Here is a 17,961-nt window from a genome sequence, read left to right as displayed (position 1 = left end):
GCGTCGTGTTCGTACGAGGCGCGCCGCTTCGGGCTCAAGGCCGGCATGACGCTCACCGAAGCGAAGCGCCGCTGCCCTCAGGCCGTGATCCTCGATGGCCACGCACAGATCTATCGTTGCTTTGCCGAGGTGATTTTCGCGCACTGCCGCGATCTTTCGCCGGCGGTAGAGACCTATCTCGACGAAGCCTATTGCGATCTCTCGGGCACCGAGCGCCTGCACGGCGACGTGATGGCGGCGGCGCGCGCGCTGAAAGAAGCGATCCGCGAAGAGACCGGGCTCACCGTGACCTGCGGCATCGGCCCGAATCGCATGCTGGCGAAGCTGATCGGCAAGACCGTGAAGCCCGCCGGCCTCGCGCGGATCGCGGCCGAAGACGCCGACGCCTTCCTGTGCGAGCGGCCGATCGAGCAGCTCGCCGGCGTCGGCCACGCGCACGCGAAGACGCTGCGCTCGATGAACCTGCTCACCATCGGCGCGCTGCGCGCCCTGCCGGTCGAAACGCTCGAGGCGCTGTTCGGCGTGGCCGGCCGCCTGCTCTACGAGCGCTGCCGCGGGCGCGACACGGCGCCGGTCACGGTGCGCGAGATTCCGCTCTCGATCTCGCGCGAGACCTCGTTCCACCGCGACACCGCCGAAGCCACGGTGCTCGACGGCATGATCGAGTACCTGGTCGGTCGCGCCTGCCACGCCGCGCGCGAGCTCGGCCTCAAGGCGCGCACCATCGGCGTGCGGCTGCGCTACCAGGACGGCGAGGGCGCCGAGCAGGAACGCTCGCTGCGCTCGCCGTCGGAAGCCGATCCGGTGGTGCTCGAGACGGCGCTCGCGCTGATGCGCAAGCTGTTCACGCGGCGCGTGGCGCTGCATGCGCTGGGCATCACGCTCTCCAACTTCGTGCCGGCGTCGGGCGAGCAGGGGGCACTCTTCGACGAGCGCGAGGCCGGCCGCCGCGCCGCGCTCTACCGCGCCTTCGATCGCGTGCGTGGCGCCTACGGCCACGGCGTGCTGGTCTCGGGCCGCGCGCTCCATCTCAAGGGCAGGCTCACCGAGGATCGCCATGGTTTCGTGCTGCGCACCCCGTCGTTGACCAAGTAGCGCCGCGGAAGCGGCGTTCGATCCGCGGCACCGGCCGCGTTCACCATCGAAAGGAGCTCGTCATGCCCCATCGCCTTCGACTTCGCAGCGCGATCTATCCGGTCAGCGACCTCGCGAGCGCCAGGCGCTGGTATTCCGAGTGGCTCGGGATCCAGCCCTACTTCGACGAGCCGTTCTACGTCGGCTTCGACGTCGACGGCTTCGAGCTCGGCATCCATCCCGAGGATGACAAGCATCGTGTGGGAGACAAGGGCGGCGTGTCGTACTGGAAAGTCGCCGATCTCGACGCCGAGTGGTCGCGGATGCTCTCGATCGGCGCGAAGCCGAAGCAGGCGCCGATGGGGGTTGGCGAGGGCACGCGGGTGGCCGAGGTGCTCGACCCGTCCGGCAACACGATCGGCCTGATCGAGGAGAAGTGAGCATGCGGCGGGTGAGCGGGCGTGGGCGCCCGCCACGGGGCTCGAACGAGCAGCTCTCACGGCCCGTGCGCATCCTGCCGATAACGGAAGACCATGAGTCCGCCGGTCTCGCCCGCGCCCTCCCCGCCGCGGCGCCCGCCGTTGCTGGTGCGGCTGTTCACCTCGCCGGTCACCGCCGGAGCCGTCGAGCGGCGCGTGCAGCGCTCGTTCGGGCCGGCGCTGCAGGTGGCGCTGGTGGCGGCGCCGTTCGTGTTCGCCGTGCTGATCGTGCTGCTCGGCCTCGATCTGCTCGGGCGGCGAGCGCCGTTGCTTCAGCCGCGGCATCGCGCCGAAGCGCTGTGCTTCGCGCTCGCGCAGGAGCCCGCGTTCGCGCCGCCGATGCTCGTCGTGCCGAACGCGGCGATGGTGAGCAACCGCTTCCCGCCCAGCACGCCGCCCGAGCTGGCGCTGCGCCAGGCGATGGGCTTCGACGATCCACAGGTGTCGCGCGAATCGCACCGCCATCTCGGCGATTTCGATCTGGCGATCCTGTGGGTGCGCATCGCCGACAGCGACGGCACCAACCAGTGCCTGGTGGTGGGCTGGATGGAGGGCGCGGATCTCGCGGTCTGCACCTTCCGTTTCGCCGGCGACGATCCCGAGCTGACGCCCGATCAGGAACTGTGGGGCCAGCGCCTGCTCGATCGCATCCTGCGCCCCGAGTACTTCGAGGCCGGCGTGCTGCCGCACGTGATGCTGCGCTCCAGCGGCCGCGAGTCGCTGCCGAGCTTCGGCCCCCACCCCGCCGGCTGACGTCGCGCGCGCCGCGGAGCGCCGCGTGAGCGCCTTCGTTCCGCTGCGCGTCCGCTCGCACGGCTCGCTGCTGTATGGCACCGCGGCGCCCGAGGCGCTGATCGCCCGGGCGCTCGAGCAGGGCTACGACTCGCTCGCGCTCACCGACCGCGACAATCTCTACCTCGCGATCCGCTTCTGGCGCGCGGCGCACACCGAGGGACTGAAACCGCTGCTCGGCGTCGAGCTCTCGGCGCGCGCCGCCCAGGGCGCCCGCGGTGGCGCGGCCGCCGGCACGGGCCCGGGCGCGCTGCTGCTCGCCATCGATCGGCGCGGCTACGCCAACCTGTGCGCGCTGATCACCGCGCGCATGCTCGATCCGGAATTCGACCTGGTCGCCGGGCTCGCGCAATTCCACGCCGGGCTCCACCTGATCGTCGAATCGCCGGGGCTCGCCGCCTCGCTTCAGGCGGCGGGCGTGCCGGCGGCGTTCGGCGCGGCGCCCGCCGGGCCCGGGTCGGGCCCGCGCCCGCGCGACGGCGGGCTGTGGCTCGGCATCCGCGGCCTGCCGGCGGAACGCACGCGGCTCGCCGAGCGGCTCGATGCCGCGATCGCGCTCGGCATTCCGCTGGTGGCGACCGGCGACGTGGTGGCGATCGAGCCGCGCGATCACGAGCTGCACGCGATCGCTGTGACCGCCGCGGCCGGCGAGCTGCGCGAGCGCATGCCGCCGGCGGCGTTCGCGGCGCGTGAAGCGTGGCTGGCTTCGCCGCTCGAGTGGACGCGCCGCGTGCGCGCGGTGTGCGGGGCGGCCGGGCGACCCGAAGCCGCCACCGCCGCGCTCGCGAACAACGTGGCGCTGGTCGCACGCTGCCGGCTCGAGCTCGAGCTCGGCACGCCGATCCTCCCGCGGGCGCCGCTGCCGGACGGCATGACAGGAACAGCCCATCTCGAGCGCCTCGTCACCGAGGGACTGCGCCGCCGCTACGGCGTGCGGGCGACCGGCGCCGACGCCGGCTCACGCCGCCGCTATCACGACGCGCGACCGCGCCTCGGCGAAGAGCTCGAGATCATCGAACGGATGGGCTTCACCGACTATTTCCTGCTGGTCGCCGAGATCGTCGGGTACGCGCGGTCGAAGAACATTCCGACCGTCGGGCGCGGGTCGGGCGCCAGCTCGCTCGTCGCCTACGCACTCGGCATCACCAACGTCGACCCGATGCGCTACGGGCTCTACTTCGAGCGCTTCCTGCACCCGGCGCGGCGCGACTGCCCCGATCTCGACATCGATCTGTGCTGGAAGCGGCGCGACGAGGTGATCGAGCACGTCTACGACACCTACGGCCACGACCGCGTGGCGATGATCTGCACGCACTCGACGCTCGGTGCCCGCTCGGCGTTCCGCGAGACCGCCAAGGCGCTGGGGCTCTCCAACCCGCGCGTCAACGCCCTCGCGCGCCGCGTGCCGCGCGAGATGGAGCCGCCGTACCTCGATCAGCTGCTGGCGACACCCGACGCGCGCTTCGTCGACTGGCGCGAAGCGCCGCTGCCCGAGGCGCTGAAGCTCGCCGAGCGCCTGTCGGGCGCGCCCCGGCATCTCTCGGTGCATTCGGGCGGCCTGGTGATCGCCGACCGCGAGCTCACCTACTACGTGCCGCTCGAGCGCGCCGCCAAGAACCTGGTGGTGACGCAGTTCGAGATGCGCGCGATCGAAGCGCTCGGGCTGGTGAAGATGGATCTGCTCGGCAACCGCTGCCTGAGCACCCTCGGCGAGTGCGTCGAGCTGGTGACCCGGCGGGCGGCCGGGGCGGCGGAGCGGGAGGCCGACCGGGAGGGCTCCGCGCCGAGGAGAAGCCGGACAGGGATGTCCGGCGCTGGGCGCGGCGAGGGCAGCCGGCGACCGGATGGAGCCGGCAACCGTACCTCCCGGTCGGCCTCCGGCTCCGCCGTCCCGCCGACACTGCTCTCGCTCGACACGATCCCCGAAGACGATCCCGCCACCGCCGCGCGGCTCGCCGCCGGCGACACGCTCAACTGCTTCCAGCTCGAGTCGCCGGCCATGCGCCATCTGCTGCGCATGCTCGGCTGCCGAACGCTCGACGACACCATCGCGGCGGTGGCGCTCGTGCGTCCCGGGCCGGCCGAGTCCGGCATGAAGACCGCCTACTGCCGTCGCCGGCGCGGGCTCGAAGCCGTGTCATGTCTCCACCCGCGGCTCGAGCCGGTGCTGTCCGACACGCTCGGCGTGATGCTCTACGAAGAGGACGTGATGCGCGTCGCCGCCGCGCTCACCGGGTTGCCGCTGGCCGCCGGCGACGAGCTGCGTCGCGCGATTGCCGCGGCGCGCGGCGACGAGGAGTTCCGGGCACTCGAGCGCGGCTTCGTGGCGCAGGCGGCGCGCGCCGGCGTCGACGGCGCGACCGCGCGCGCGGTGTGGTGCGAGCTGACCCGCTTCGCGGCCTACGCGTTCTGCAAGGCGCACGCGGCCGGCTACGGCGTGCTCGGGTGGCAGAGCGCGTATCTCAAGACGCACTTCCCGGTCGAATACGCGGTCGGGATCCTCAATCACCACGCCGGCATGTATCCGACCTGGGTGCACGTCGAGGACCTGCGCCGCGCCGGCGTGGGCTTCCTCGCCCCGTGCGTCGAGCGCTCGCAGTGGGACGCGACCCTGGAGGATGCCGCGGACCCCGCACCGGAGGGCGCGGCGGCGGAGTCTCTGGACGCGAGGCCCGCCGCCGCTCGCGTCTCGGCTCGCGCCGTGCGCGTCGGACTGTCGCGCGTGTTCGGGCTCGCCGAGACCACCGGAGCGCGGATCCTGCACGCGCGGGCAGAGCGGCGCTTCTCGAACCTCGCCGACTTCCTCGAACGCGTGCGGCCCACGCCGCCCGAAGTCGAGTCGTTGATCCTGGCCGGAGCGCTCGATGCGCTCGGGCGTTCGCGGCCGACGTTGCTGCTCGAAGCCCGCGTGAGCGCGCCGGCCGTGGCGCGTCTCGCGCCACGCACGCCGGTGCTCGTGGTGCCCGGCGGCGACGAGCTGGCGCCGCCCCCGGTCGCGCCGGCGCCGGTGCCGTCGCTGCCGGAATTCGATCGCTTCGAGCGGGCGCGCGGCGAGGCGCGCGCGACCGGACTGTGGTTCAGCGCCCATCCGCTCGATTCACCCGAGCTCGAAGCGGCGCGGCGCGGCGCGGTCGCGTGCGCCGAGCTGCCGCGGCGCGTCGGCGAGCGCGTGGCGCTGGTCGGGCTCACCTGCGCCTATCGCCGGGTCGAGACCAGGCGCGGCGAGCCGATGCTGTTCGCGACCATCGCCGACGCGAGCGGGCTCGCCGAGGGCACCCTGTTCACCTCGGCCTATCGCGCATGGGGGCCGGCGGCCCGAGCCAGCGTGGTGCGGCTCGAGGGGCGCGTCGAAGAGGCGCTCGACGCCGTCACGCTCAACGTCGAGCGCGTGATCGCGCTCGATGGCTCAGCGCCGTCGCCGGCGCCGCACGCGTGGCGGCGCGAGCAGGTTGCCGGAAGATCCGCCGAAGGCGCGGCCGGCCTCTCCCCACGCGAAACGCCGCGCGCGCCCAACGGCATCAGCGCTCATCGCGCCGCGGTGCGGGCCCGAGCGCGGCATCCGGAGGTCAAGACTTGACTGGATCGCGTCGCGAGGTCTGTGCCCTGAAGTTCGCTCTTGACCCGCGCGATTGCCGGGTGTCTGATTTGCGCAGCGGCGAGGGTGCAGTGAAGACCCGACCCGCGATAAGAAACGTCCACTGCTACAGTGGGCGCGGCTGATGCGGAACCTCTGAGGGGAACCGCCGGCCGGAAGTTGAGCGTCGACGCCGAAGGAACGGCCGGCCGGGACTGACCCTCCCGCGCTGCCGACTGCTTCTTGCGGCGTCGGCTTTTTGTGGCGCGGTGCCTACGATTCCTGTCGGGCGTCCTCGCGCTTGATGCGCGCCACCCGCACCAGCAGGTCCCACGAAGCGCCCAGCGCGTTCCCCAGCAGCATGCCGACCGAGCTGATGGCGAGATTCATCATCAGCTGGTCTTTCGTCGCCAGCGTCAGCGCGCCGGTGAGCGCCATCAGGCTGTAGCCGAGCATCGGCAGAATCGTGCGCCGGCGCACCTGCTGGAGGGTGAAACCGGAGTGCTGGACCTTCGGCCTCCAGCGCAGCTGGGCGCGCGTCAGCAGCAGGAAGCCGCCGCCCAGGATGATCATCTCCACCGAGGTGATACGCATGGTCTCGGCCGGGACCAGCATCACCAGCGAGAGCAGCAGCACGGCCAGGAACGAGAACAGGACGATGCGCGCCAGCTGCAGCAGGTGCTCGTGCGTTTCGTGGATCAACGCCTCGATGTGAAGCGAGAGCGAAACGAACAGCAGGCCGGCCAGCGTGACCGCCGCGGTTCCCGCCATGAGATAGAACTCGTGCCAGCTGACGTAGTACTCCGGCCAACTCATCGCGACAGGTGTCGGCGGCATGACTTGCGCCGGTGCGGCGGTTAGAGCCCCAGCTCGCCGCGAACGCCGAGCATCGCTTCGCGCACGAACGCGATGTGCTCGTCGAGATCCACGCCCAGCTCGGCCGCGCCCTGCACGATGTCGTCACGGTTGACGTTGCGGGCGAAATCCGCGCGCTTCATCTTCTTGCGCACCGACGAGACTTCGACCTGATCGAGCTTGCGCTCGGGCGTCACCAGCGCGCAGGCGACCAGGAAGCCGCTCAGCTCGTCGCAGGCGTAGAGCGCGCGGGCCATGTCGGTGTCGCGCGGCACGCCGCTGTGCACGGCGTGGCCGAGCACCGCTCGGCAGATGTCCTCGGGCCAGCCGAGCGAGCGCAACACCTCGACGCCTTTCATCGGATGGCGCTCGAGATCCGGATGCCGCTCCCAGTCGAAATCGTGCACCAGCCCGGCGATGCCCCAGCGCTCTTCGTCGCCGCCCAGCTTGCGCGCGTAGGCGCGCATCGCCGCCTCGACCGCGTAGCAGTGCTTGCGCAGGTTGACGTTGGCGATCCACTCGTGAACCAGCGCCAGAGCCTGGTCGCGCGTCGGCAGGGTTTCAGTGGCCACCGGGGCTGCTCCTCAAGGGACGGGCGGCGAGGAGTTACTTCTTCTCGAAGAACTGGCGGTTCTTCCCAATGAAGCTCTGCCACTTCTCCGGGATACCATTGTCCGGAAAGATCGCCTGCACCGGACAGGCGGCCTCGCAGGCCTGGCAGTCGATGCACTCGTCGGGATGGATGTAGTACTGATCCTCCCCCTCGTAGATGCAGTTGACGGGGCAGACCTCGACGCACGACTTGTCTTTCACGCCGATACAGGGTTCGGCGATGATGAACGGCATGATGCCTCCGACACGGCGGTGATCGCGGACGCGGCACCAGCGATGGAGCCGACGCAGTCTATGAAGGCGCCGTTCGCTTGTAAAGCGAGTTGACCCGCCGCGCGACCGCTCCCTAGACTCTCGCGCTCCGCCCTTTCCCCTTGGAGCGACGGCGTGTCATCCGCAACCCCCAATCTCTCGAGTCTCCGCATCAACCGGGACGATCCTCCGCCTCGACCGCGCGGTGGAACGTGGGTTCGTGCGCTGATCATCGGGCTGCTTTTCGCCGTCGCGGCCTTCCTCGCGTTGCGTCTGGCCGCCGATCGGGCGCGGCCGGTCAGCCTCGGCAGCGCGACGGCCACCGGCGGCGGCACGGTCTCGGCGGAAGGGATCAGCGCCAATGGCTACGTGGTGGCGCGCACCAAGGCCTCGGTGTCGGCCAAGATCTCGGGACGCCTGGAATATCTCGGGGTCGCCGAGGGTTCGCACGTCAAGCGCGACGAGGTGATCGCTCGCCTCGAATCGGGCGATTACGCGGCCCAGCTCGCCGCAGCGAGTGCCCAGGTGGCCCAGGTGGAAGCTCAGCTCGCCCAGTCGCGGCGCGAGCTCAAGCGCGCCCAGGAACTGCGCCGCGACGACCTCAATTCCACCCTCGATCTCGAGACCGCCGAGACCAACGTCGAGGTGCTCGAGGCCCAGCTCAAGTCCGCACAGGCGCAGGAGAGACTGGCCGAGGTCAATCTCGAGAACACGCGCGTCCGAGCGCCGTTCGATGGCACCGTGCTGCGCAAGGACGCCGAGGTCGGCGAGATCGTCGCGCCCTCGTCGGCGGGCGGCGGACTCACGCGCACCGCGATCGTCACCATGGCCGATCTCAGCACGCTCGAGGTCGAAGTGGACGTCAACGAGGCCTACATCGCGCAGGTGCGAAACGGCCAGCCGGCGCGCATGACGCTCGACGCCTATCCCGACACCTCGTTCCGCGGCGCGGTGCGTCAGGTAGTTCCCACCGCCGATCGCCAGAAGGCCACGGTGCTGGTGAAGGTCTCGATCCTCGATCGCGATCCACGCATCCTGCCCGAAATGGGCGCCAAGGTGGTGTTCCTTCGGGGGGGCGGCGCTCCAGCGGCGGTGGCGCCGCGCCGCGTGACGGTGCCCAAGGAGGCGGTCGCTCAGCGCGACGGGCGCAGCGTGGTCTGGGTGGTGACCGACGGTGTCGCGCGCGCGACGACGGTCGAGCTCGGCCCGGAACACGAGGGCGTGACGGAAATTCGAAACGGTTTGCAGGGCGGCGAGAGCATCGTGCTGTCACCGCCGCCGGATCTCAAGGACGGCGCCCGCGTCCGGGCCGCCGCGGGTCAGTGAGGAGCCCCATGCCGGTGGAAATCGAAGTGCGAGACGTTCACAAGGTGTACCGCCGCGACACCCAGGAAGTACCGGTGCTCTCGGGTCTCTCGCTGCAGATCCAGAAGGGCGAGTACGTCGCCCTGATGGGGCCCTCGGGCTCGGGCAAGACCACGTTGCTCAACCTGATCGGCGGCATCGATCAGCCGACTCGCGGCAGCATCGAGGTCTCGGGCACCGACATCGCGAAGCTCAGGGGCGCGGCGCTGGCGAAATGGCGCTCGCGGAACATCGGCTTCATCTTTCAGCTCTACAACCTGATCCCGGTGCTGTCGGCGATCCAGAACGTCGAGCTGCCGCTGCTGCTGGTGAAGATGAGCGGCGCCGAGCGGAAGAAACGAGCGACCACGGCGCTCGAGCTGGTCGGCCTGGGCGATCGTCTCGGCCATTTCCCCCGGCAGCTGTCGGGCGGGCAGGAGCAACGGGTCGCGATCGCGCGCGCGCTGGTGAGCGATCCCGAGCTGCTGCTGGCCGACGAGCCGACCGGCGATCTCGATCGCAAGTCGGGCGGCGAGATCCTGGATCTGCTCTCGCGTCTCAACAAGGAGTTCAAGAAGACCATCGTGATGGTGACTCACGACCCGCACGCCGCCGAGCGCGCCGATCGTATGGTGCATCTCGACAAAGGCGTGCTTTCGAACTGAGGAGGCCGCGGTGAGCATCCTCAGCCTGGTGCTGGTGAATCTCGGCCGCAACAAGCGCCGCACCATTCTCACCACGCTCAGCGTGATGGTCGGCGTGTTCCTGTTCTGCGCACTCGGCGGCGTGCTCGACACCATGAATCGCTCGATCCAGCTCGGCAGCCTCACGCGTCTGGTGACGCGCAACAAGATCTCGCTGGTCTTCCCGATGCCGTACTCCTACCGCGATCGGCTCGCGGCGGTGCCCGGCATCCGCCGCGTCGGCATTCAGAACTGGTTCGGCGGCGTGGATCCCAAGGACCCGCACAACTTCTTCGCCCAATTCGCGGTGGACGACAACTTCCTCGCCATCTACCGGCCGGACGTGGATCTCGTCGAGTACAGCACACCGCAGGTCGAGACCGGCGTGCCGGAAGGCAACGATCCGCGACTGGCCTCATTCTTCCAGGAACAGACCGCCTGCATCGTCGGGAAGCAGTTGATGGTGAAGAACGGCTGGAAGCTCGGCCAGACCATCACCGTGAGCGGCACCATCTATCCGGGCGACTGGCCGATGACGATCCGCGCGGTCTACGTCGCCAAACGGAAGAACTTCGGCGAGCAGACCGTGTTCTTCCATTTCAAGTATCTCGACGAGAAAGGCATGGGCGGCTCGAAGTCGATCGGCATTTACGTGCTGGATCTCGCCAATCCCGACCAGGCAGCCACGATCGCGAAGACCGTGGATGCGATGTTCGTCAATTCATCGGCCGCGACGCTGACCGAGAGCGAGCAGGCGTTCCAGGCGGGCTTCATCAGCATGTACGGCAACGTACCATTCGTCCTGCGGGTCATCGGCCTCGCGATCGTGTTCGCGATCCTGCTGGTCGCCGCGAACACCATGATGACCACCTTTCGCGAGCGCACTTCCGAATTCGGCGTCCTCAAGACCCTCGGCTTCGCCGACTCGACCGTATTCGGCATCGTGCTCGCCGAGGCCGCGCTCATCACCCTGGGGGGCGGAATCGCCGGGGCGCTACTCGCCAAACTCCTGATCGAAGGGAGCGGCTTCAGCATGAACGGCTTCCTGCCCCCGATGAGCGTCTACTGGAGCACGGTGCTCGTCGGCGTCGGCATCGCGGTGCTGATGGGCGCGGTGAGCGGGCTGATTCCGGCCTGGCGCGCGGCGAATCTCCGGATCGTCGACGCGCTGCGGCGCGTGGACTGAAAGGACAGCCATGGCGATTCCGTTCGTCTACAACCTGCGCAACGTCCAGCAGCGGCCGGTCGCCACGCTCACGACCGCGGTCGGCGTTGGACTCACGGTCTCCATCTTCATCGGCGCGCTGGCGCTCGCCGCCGGGTTCCGGGCCGCGCTCATCAGCACCGGCTCGCCCGACAACGTCATCCTGCTGCGCAAGGGCGCCGACAGCGAGATTTCGAGCGGGATCTCGCGCGACGCGGTCAACATCCTGCGCGCCTACTCCGACGTGAAAGCCGGCCCTGATGGCAGGCCCCTCGTCACCGCCGATCTGGTGGTGGTCACCAACAAGGACCGTCTCGGCATGAAGGGCTCCTCCAACGTCACCGTGCGCGGAGTGGATCCGGCCGGCGTAGGCGTGCGCACGCATCTCGTGATTCAACCCGGCGGCCGCATGTTCACGCCCGGAACCGACGAGGTGATCGTGGGGACACGCGTGGCGAAACGATTCGCGAACTGCGCGATCGGGGATCGAATCGTTTTTCAGCAGCGCTCGTTCGAGGTGGTGGGCCACTTCACCGCCGAGGGCTCGGCGTTCGAGTCCGAGATCTGGGGCGACGCGTCGGTGCTCGGGCCGGCGCTCGGGCGCGAGAACACTTTCCAGACCGTGACTTTCCGCATGAAGGACCCGTCGCGCTTCGACGCGCTCAAGGCCGAGATCGAACGCGATCCGCGGCTGCAGGTTCAGGCCAAGCGCGAAAAGGATTTCTACGCCGAGCAGTCGGAGTTCTTCACGAATCTCATCACCGGCGTCGGGGTCTTCATCACGCTGATCATGGCGATCGGCGCGGTATTCGGGGCGGCCAACACCATGTACGCCGCGATCGGTGCGCGCACCCGCGAGATCGCGACGCTGTTGGTGCTCGGCTTCCGGCCGGGCGCGATCATGGTTTCGTTCCTGGTCGAGTCGGTGCTGATCTGTCTGCTCGGCGGGGTGATCGGCTGCCTGATCGCGCTGCCCATCAACGGCATCGCCACCAGCACCACCAACTTCCAGTCGTTCAGCGAGGTCGGATTCGCCTTCGCGGTCACACCGCCGGCGCTGCTCGCCGGCCTGATCTTCTCGGTGCTGATGGGGCTGTTCGGCGGCTTCTTTCCAGCGCTGCGGGCGGCCCGGCAGGTGCCGGCGACCGCGCTGCGCGGCGGCTGAGCCTAGCGCACTCGCATCACCCGCGCGGTGACGGGCTCTTCGCCTTCGAGCTCGAGCCGCGCGAGATACGCGCCGGGGGGCACGCGCACGCCGCGCGCGTCCTCGCCATCCCAAGCCGCCCGCGTCTCTCCGGCCGGCGCCTCGCCGTTCCACAGCGTGCGCACCAGCCGGCCGGCGACGTCGTAGATCGAGAGCCTGGCACGAGCGCGCGAAGCGAGCGCGAAGGAGAGCCGGGTGATGTCGTGAAACGGATTGGGCGCGACGTGGAGCGTCATCGCGACCGGCGCAGACGGCGGCACCGCGGTCGGGCCGACGTAGCGAATACGATTGAGCGTCCCGGTCTGCCCGAACAGCGTCGAGTCGAATTGCGACATCCACCACAGGCTGCCGTCGGGACCGACCAGGAAATCCACCGACGAGATGAGCCCGCTCGCCCAGGTGCTGTCGTCGGGCTGGCCGGGCACCGGCGCCGCGCGCTGCCAGGCGCCGCCGATGTACGACAGACGGCGCAGGTAGCCCATGAAGTAGTCGCCGTAGAACACGTCGCCGCGCTGGGCGTAGTAGGCCGGCGGCCAGTTGTTGCTGCCGCCGACCGCGGGCTCGTACGGGCCGCCCGACACCACCGCGTGGAGATTGGTGTCGCGCCCGAACACGGCGATCGGCGCTTTGAAGGCCAGCGTTCCCGGGCCACCCGGCTCGGGGCACGAGGGCCGGATCATGATCTTGTAGCCCTCGCGGTACGGCCATCCCAGCCAGTCGCCGGGGCGGATCTCGTTCTCCTCCTCGAAATCGGACTCGCCCACGTCGCAGCCGTAGACGATCCCGGTCACACGATCGACCTGGATGCGCCACGGATTGCGCATGCCGTAGGCGTAGACCAGACGCGCGTTGCTGTCGGGGCTCGCGGCGAAGAAGTTGCCGGGCGCCGCCAGCAGCGCTCGCGATACCTGCGGGCCGCCGCCGGCCGGCAGCGTCGAGACCCGGAGTCGCAGGATGTCGCCGTGCAGCGTGGTCGGATCGTAGGCCAGGCAGTAGCCGGAATCGTCGTCGCCGACGCTCACGTAGAGCATTCCATCCGGGCCGAACCGCAGGCATCCGGACTGGTGATAGACCGTGAGGTCGGGAAGATCGTCGATCAGCAGGAGCGGCGCGGAGAGCAACAGATTCTCTCCGGTCGCCACGCTCAGATCCCCGCTCGCCGTGTAGCGCACCAGGCGTATGAATCCGTTGGTGCGCGAGTAGTAGAGATAGACGTAGGGCCGGGCGGGCCAGGCGGGATCCACCGCCACCCCTTGCAGCCCGCGCTCGTAGGCCGCCGATTCGAGCGACGGCACCGTGACCAGGATCGTCGCGCTGACGTGGCCGTTCGCGAACAGGCGCACATTGCCGGTCCGCTGCTCGGTGAACAGCAGTCGGCCATCGGGAAGGAACGCGAAGCTGTTCGGTTCATTGAGACCCGTGGCCAGCGTTTCGTTCACGAAGTTGGCTGGAACCTGAACCACCGCGGCGGCCGGACGGCTCGCGATCGGCGCGCTCAGGGTGGACAGCAGCAGGAAGACGAACTGCTGGCGGCGGACCATCAGGGCGTGGCGCTGGAACAAGCGGGATCATCCTCGGGATGCGCGCGGCGCTCGGCCACCGGGGCACTCGCGCGGAGCAGTGTAGCGAAATCCCGACCCGATTCGCCAGCCCCGTCGATTGGGAGTAGGTTCCGTGCTCGTCGCCGAAAGAGGAGGAAACCCCCATGAAGGAACGCTGGCTCGCAGTGGTCGTGATCGCTCTGGCACTCACGTCGTGCGGCAAGTCGCAGAATTCCGGCAGCTCGGAGCCGGCCACGCCCTCGGCGACCTCGGCCGCGCCGGCCCACCCCGAATCCACGGCCGCCGTCCCGGCAGTGTCGAAATACGACTCGGGACCGCGCGCGTCGGAGCACCCGGTGGATCAGGGGCTGGCCGCCAAGGGCAAGATCCTGTTCACCGCGCGAGGCTGCGTCGCCTGCCATGCCTTCGGCAAGGTGCTCACCTGTCCCGATCTCGTCGGGGTGCCGCACCAGCGCAGCGCCGAGTGGATGACGCAGCAGATCCTCCACCCGGACGTGATGGTGAAAGAAGACCCGATCACCATGGAGCTGCGCACGCACTACAAGTTGCCGATGACCAATCAGAACGTGAAGCCCGACGAGGCCAAAGCGCTAATCGAATACATCAAGTCCATGGACAAGCCGGCGAACTGAACGAATCCCTGACGTTGAATCCCTGCTGCATCAAAATCAGTGCGGGCGGGCGCGCGGCTTCGACGCGCCCGCCCCCGTTGCACTAGAATTCGCCGGAATTCGATCGCCTCATCACGCGGGAGCGCGTCCGTGTCCGAAGTCCATGACCTCATTATCCTCGGCGCCGGCCCGGCGGGCTACACCGCCGCCCTCTACGCCGCCCGCGGGGGCTTGAAGCCCCTGCTGATCGCGGGCTGGCAGCCCGGCGGACAGCTCACCATCACCACCGAGGTCGAGAACTATCCCGGCTTCGAGACCGGCATCATGGGTCCTGAGCTGATGGAAGTGATGCGCAAGCAGGTCGAACGCTTCGGCACCGAGATCGTGAGCGGCGCGGCCGACCGCGTGGATGTGACTCGGCGTCCGTTCACGGTGTGGACCGACGAGGGCAAGAGCTATCAGGGCCGGGCATTGATCATCGCGACCGGCGCTTCGGCCAAGCTGCTCGGGATCGAGAGCGAATCGAAATTGATGGGCTTCGGCGTCTCGGCCTGCGCGACCTGCGACGGTCCCTTCTTCAAGGGGAAGCGCGTGATGGTGGTGGGCGGCGGCGATACCGCCATGGAGGAGGCCACCTACCTGGCGCGGCTCTTCTGCCACGTCACGGTCGTGCATCGTCGGGATACGCTGCGCGCCTCGAAGATCATGCAGGAGCGGGCGCTCTCGAATCCCAAGATCGACTTCCTGTGGGACAGCGAAGTGATCGAGGCGCTGGGCGTGGATCAGAACAAGCTGCGCGGCGTCAAGATTCGCAACCTGAAGACCGGCGAGGTCACCGAGCACCCGGTGGACGGACTGTTCATCGCCATCGGCCACCAGCCCAATACGCAGTTCCTCACCGGCCAGCTGCCGATGGATTCGCGTGGCTATCTGCTGGTCGAGGCCGGCACCTCGCGCACGCGAGTCCCCGGCGTCTTCGCCGCCGGCGACGTCGCCGATCCCACCTATCGTCAGGCGGTGACCGCGGCCGGCAGTGGCTGCATGGCGGCGATCGACGCCCAGCGCTGGCTCGAGGAGCAGGCGCACGCGGAAGCCCACGCCTCGGCGGCGCGGGCCTGAGCGAGCCCGCCAGGTCGAGCATGGACCGCGAAGTCCTCGAATTCGACGTGCAGTTCATCGGCGCCGGCCCCGCCGGGCTCGCCGGCGCGATCCATCTCGCCAACCTGATCGCGAAGCACGACGCTTCCGTGAACGCGGGAGCCCCGGGAAACAAGCTCGGCGAGATCACGATCGCCGTGCTCGAGAAGTCCGCGACCGTCGGCGCCCACGGCATCTCGGGCGCGGTCATGGACCCGCGCGCGATCCGCGAGCTGATGCCCGACTATCGCGAGCAGGGCTGCCCGATCTCCTCCGACGTCGCGAGCGACGACGTCTATTTCTTCACGGAGGGTGGAGAGTTCCGCCTGCCGCTGGTGCCGCCGATGCTCGACAATCACGGCCATCACGTGCTCTCGCTCGGCAATCTGGTGGCCTGGCTCGCGCAGAAGGCCGAGGAAAAGGGCGTGCTGGTCGCGACCGAGATGCCGGCGGCGGCGCCGCTGGTCGAGAACGGCCGCGTCGAGGGCGTGCGCATTGGCGACAAGGGCGTTTCGCGCAGCGGCGAGAGGAAGCCCAACTACCAGCCGGGCGCCGAGTGCCGCGCGAAGGCGACGGTGCTCTGCGAAGGCCCGCGCGGAACGCTGGCCAAGGCGCTCGAGCAGACGCTCGGACTCACCGTCGGCCGCAACCCGCAGGTCTATTCCACCGGCGTGAAGGAGCTGTGGGAGATGCCGCCGGGGCGCGTGCAGAAGGGGCGTGTCATCCATACCATGGGCTGGCCGCTCCCCGAGCAGACCTTCGGCGGCGCGTTCATCTACGGCCTCGATGACACGCACTGGTCGGTGGGATTCGTGACCGGTCTCGACTCCACCGATCCGACCAACGATCCGCACGGCAATCTCCAGCGCTTCAAGACCCACCCGTTCGTGCGCCGCCTGCTCGAAGGAGGAAAGCCGGTCGCCTACGGAGCGAAGGCAATTCCCGAGGGCGGCCTGTGGGCGATGCCGAAGCTCTCGACCGACGGCGTGTTGTTGTGCGGCGACACCGGCGGATTCCTGAACGGCGCGCGTCTGAAGGGTATCCATCTCGCGATCAAGTCGGGCATGCTCGCCGCCGAGACGCTATTCGAGTGCCTGCTGGCGGGCGATTTTTCGAAGGAGCGGCTCGCCGGATACGAGCAGCGATTCCAATCCTCGTGGGCGTGCGAGGAACTGCGCGCAGTGCGCAATTTCCATCAGGGCTTCGACGGCGGCCTTTACGCCGGCATGCTCAATACCGGAATCGCGATGGTGACCGGGGGCCGCGACTGGATGCTGCGCGATCGCGTCCCGGGGCATGCCGGCCACGAGCGCATGCGGAAGCTGAGGGACGCCTGGCCCCAGGGAAAGCCGGCTCCGCAGAAGTTCGACGGCGTTCTCACCTTCGACAAGCTGGCCGATGTCTATCTTTCGGGCACCCGGCACGACGAGGACCAGCCGGTGCATCTGGTGGTGGCCGACACCAGCGTCTGCGCGACTCGTTGCCGCGAGGAGTTCGGCAACCCCTGCCAGCACTTCTGCCCCGCCAGCGTCTACGAGATGGTGCCCGACGAATCCAGGCCGCCCGGTTCGATCAAGCTGCACATCAATGCTTCGAACTGCGTACACTGCAAGACCTGTGATATTGCTGATCCCTACCAGATCATCACCTGGGTGACCCCCGAAGGGGGCGGAGGCCCCGACTACAAGAACCTGTAGTGCCGAGCGGGGAAACCTTTCGCCGCTCGGCTCGGAAGGCGTATGGCCGCTACACCGTTTGATCACGACATCCGTCGTGACGAGCGCGCCTGGCAGGACGAAACCGGCTGGTCGTTTCAGGAGCGAGCCCACTCTCGCGCGGGCACGCGCTACGTCCTCGAACGGCAGTTCGAACGGCTCGCGCGGTTCCTCGACCTCGCTGACGGCAGCGCGGTGCTCGATCTCGGCTGTGGCACCGGCTGCCTGCTCGACTGGCTGGCGCGTCGACTGCCGGGCCGATGGACCGGGGTCGATCTGTCGCGTTCGGCGCTCCGGCGCGCCGGCGAGCGAAACCCGGCGCTCCTCCTGTGCTCGGGGGATGCGGAGCGCCTGCCGCTGCGTGGTTCGTCGTTCGACGCCGTGGTCTGCAACGGTGCCGCGCATCACTTCCTCGATCTCGACGCCGCGATGCGCGAGGTCTACCGGCTTCTCAAGCCCGGGGCTCGCGTCATTCTGTTCGAGCCGGTCGCGACTCGTGTCGCCGACGCGGTGCGGCGCGGCTGGTTCCGCAACAGCCGGTTCGAGTCTCCGGCCGACCTCGCGCACAAGCACGAGTTCACTCGTGGTCTCGTCGAGGAGACGCTCCTGCGCGCTGGCTTCACCGACTTTCGCACGCGCTTCTTCGACTTCCTCGCCTATCCGCTGACCGGGATGTACATGCCGCTGCCCTGGAGCGGCTGGCGCCTGCCGTTCCGCGTGCTGTGGGCGATCGAATCGGGCCTGGATCGATCCCGGCGGATCCGTCCGCTTCTCGATTCGGTCTCGTGGCGCCTGCTGATGACCGCCCGGCGCCCGACGAATCCCTGACCTCCGCTTCTTGACCCGAGCGCTCGTGGGTCGCA

At 69.1% G+C, this 17,961-nt stretch carries 16 protein-coding genes; 12 read left to right on the top strand and 4 right to left on the bottom strand.

Features of this window, described 5'->3' with window-relative positions; genetic code table 11:
* From VMJ70_02800 to VMJ70_02785, 4 genes are all read left to right on the top strand, one after another.
* Window positions 1–1,095: DNA polymerase IV (locus tag VMJ70_02800; protein ID HTO90037.1), on the top strand; the 1,095-nt coding region annotated here is incomplete at its 5' end.
* Between the two features lie 62 nt (window positions 1,096–1,157).
* Window positions 1,158–1,514: a VOC family protein gene (locus VMJ70_02795; GenBank protein HTO90036.1), complete on the top strand. Its 357-nt coding sequence runs from the start codon at window positions 1,158–1,160 to the stop codon at window positions 1,512–1,514.
* Between the two features lie 93 nt (window positions 1,515–1,607).
* Window positions 1,608–2,306 carry a hypothetical protein gene (locus VMJ70_02790; GenBank protein HTO90035.1) on the top strand — a complete coding sequence of 233 codons (699 nt, stop codon included), beginning with the start codon at window positions 1,608–1,610 and terminating at the stop codon, window positions 2,304–2,306.
* Window positions 2,307–2,331: 25 nt separating this feature from the next.
* Window positions 2,332–5,922: a DNA polymerase III subunit alpha gene (locus VMJ70_02785; GenBank protein HTO90034.1), complete on the top strand. Its 3,591-nt coding sequence runs from the start codon at window positions 2,332–2,334 to the stop codon at window positions 5,920–5,922.
* A 270-nt stretch (window positions 5,923–6,192) separates the two neighbouring features.
* Here VMJ70_02785 and VMJ70_02780 read toward each other — a convergent pair whose 3' ends face one another.
* The 3 genes from VMJ70_02780 to VMJ70_02770 are packed head-to-tail and all read right to left on the bottom strand — an operon-like array spanning window position 6,193 to window position 7,620.
* Window positions 6,193–6,756, bottom strand: coding sequence for a hypothetical protein (locus tag VMJ70_02780; protein ID HTO90033.1), 564 nt, complete (start codon window positions 6,754–6,756; stop codon window positions 6,193–6,195).
* 20 nt (window positions 6,757–6,776) lie between these two features.
* Window positions 6,777–7,346, bottom strand: coding sequence for an HD domain-containing protein (locus tag VMJ70_02775; protein ID HTO90032.1), 570 nt, complete (start codon window positions 7,344–7,346; stop codon window positions 6,777–6,779).
* 34 nt (window positions 7,347–7,380) lie between these two features.
* Window positions 7,381–7,620 carry a ferredoxin family protein gene (locus VMJ70_02770; GenBank protein HTO90031.1) on the bottom strand — a complete coding sequence of 80 codons (240 nt, stop codon included), beginning with the start codon at window positions 7,618–7,620 and terminating at the stop codon, window positions 7,381–7,383.
* Between the two features lie 153 nt (window positions 7,621–7,773).
* Between VMJ70_02770 and VMJ70_02765 the strand changes: the two genes are divergently transcribed.
* The 4 genes from VMJ70_02765 to VMJ70_02750 are packed head-to-tail and all read left to right on the top strand — an operon-like array spanning window position 7,774 to window position 12,034.
* Window positions 7,774–8,964, top strand: a complete 1,191-nt coding sequence (locus tag VMJ70_02765; GenBank protein ID HTO90030.1) for an efflux RND transporter periplasmic adaptor subunit — start codon at window positions 7,774–7,776, stop codon at window positions 8,962–8,964.
* An 8-nt stretch (window positions 8,965–8,972) separates the two neighbouring features.
* On the top strand, window positions 8,973–9,647 hold the full coding sequence (locus VMJ70_02760) for an ABC transporter ATP-binding protein (protein ID HTO90029.1): 675 nt from the start codon (window positions 8,973–8,975) through the stop codon (window positions 9,645–9,647).
* Window positions 9,648–9,657: 10 nt separating this feature from the next.
* Window positions 9,658–10,851 carry an FtsX-like permease family protein gene (locus VMJ70_02755; GenBank protein ID HTO90028.1) on the top strand — a complete coding sequence of 398 codons (1,194 nt, stop codon included), beginning with the start codon at window positions 9,658–9,660 and terminating at the stop codon, window positions 10,849–10,851.
* Window positions 10,852–10,861: 10 nt separating this feature from the next.
* Complete coding sequence (locus VMJ70_02750; protein ID HTO90027.1) at window positions 10,862–12,034, top strand: ABC transporter permease; 1,173 nt, start codon at window positions 10,862–10,864, stop codon at window positions 12,032–12,034.
* Between the two features lie 2 nt (window positions 12,035–12,036).
* Here VMJ70_02750 and VMJ70_02745 read toward each other — a convergent pair whose 3' ends face one another.
* Window positions 12,037–13,635 carry a PQQ-dependent sugar dehydrogenase gene (locus VMJ70_02745; protein HTO90026.1) on the bottom strand — a complete coding sequence of 533 codons (1,599 nt, stop codon included), beginning with the start codon at window positions 13,633–13,635 and terminating at the stop codon, window positions 12,037–12,039.
* Between the two features lie 143 nt (window positions 13,636–13,778).
* Here VMJ70_02745 and VMJ70_02740 point away from each other — a divergent pair, with 143 nt between their 5' ends.
* The 4 genes from VMJ70_02740 (at window position 13,779) to VMJ70_02725 (ending at window position 17,926) form a co-directional block, all read left to right on the top strand.
* The gene (locus tag VMJ70_02740; protein HTO90025.1) at window positions 13,779–14,267 is read left to right on the top strand and encodes a cytochrome c; all 489 of its coding nucleotides are present in this window, start codon (window positions 13,779–13,781) and stop codon (window positions 14,265–14,267) included.
* Between the two features lie 129 nt (window positions 14,268–14,396).
* Window positions 14,397–15,365 carry a thioredoxin-disulfide reductase gene (gene trxB / locus VMJ70_02735; GenBank protein HTO90024.1) on the top strand — a complete coding sequence of 323 codons (969 nt, stop codon included), beginning with the start codon at window positions 14,397–14,399 and terminating at the stop codon, window positions 15,363–15,365.
* A gap of 20 nt (window positions 15,366–15,385) precedes the next feature.
* A complete protein-coding gene (locus VMJ70_02730; protein ID HTO90023.1) occupies window positions 15,386–17,080 on the top strand; it encodes an electron transfer flavoprotein-ubiquinone oxidoreductase in 1,695 nt (564 codons plus the stop codon).
* A gap of 42 nt (window positions 17,081–17,122) precedes the next feature.
* Window positions 17,123–17,926 (top strand): class I SAM-dependent methyltransferase, encoded by an 804-nt coding sequence (locus VMJ70_02725; protein ID HTO90022.1) that lies wholly within the window; start codon window positions 17,123–17,125, stop codon window positions 17,924–17,926.
* Window positions 17,927–17,961: the final 35 nt, after the last annotated feature.

This window comes from Candidatus Sulfotelmatobacter sp. (genome assembly GCA_035498555.1).
Taxonomy (GTDB): domain Bacteria; phylum Eisenbacteria; class RBG-16-71-46; order RBG-16-71-46; family RBG-16-71-46; genus DATKAB01.
The sequence above is the reverse complement of the archived record's forward strand: the minus strand, read 5'-3'. Positions and strand labels throughout refer to the sequence as shown.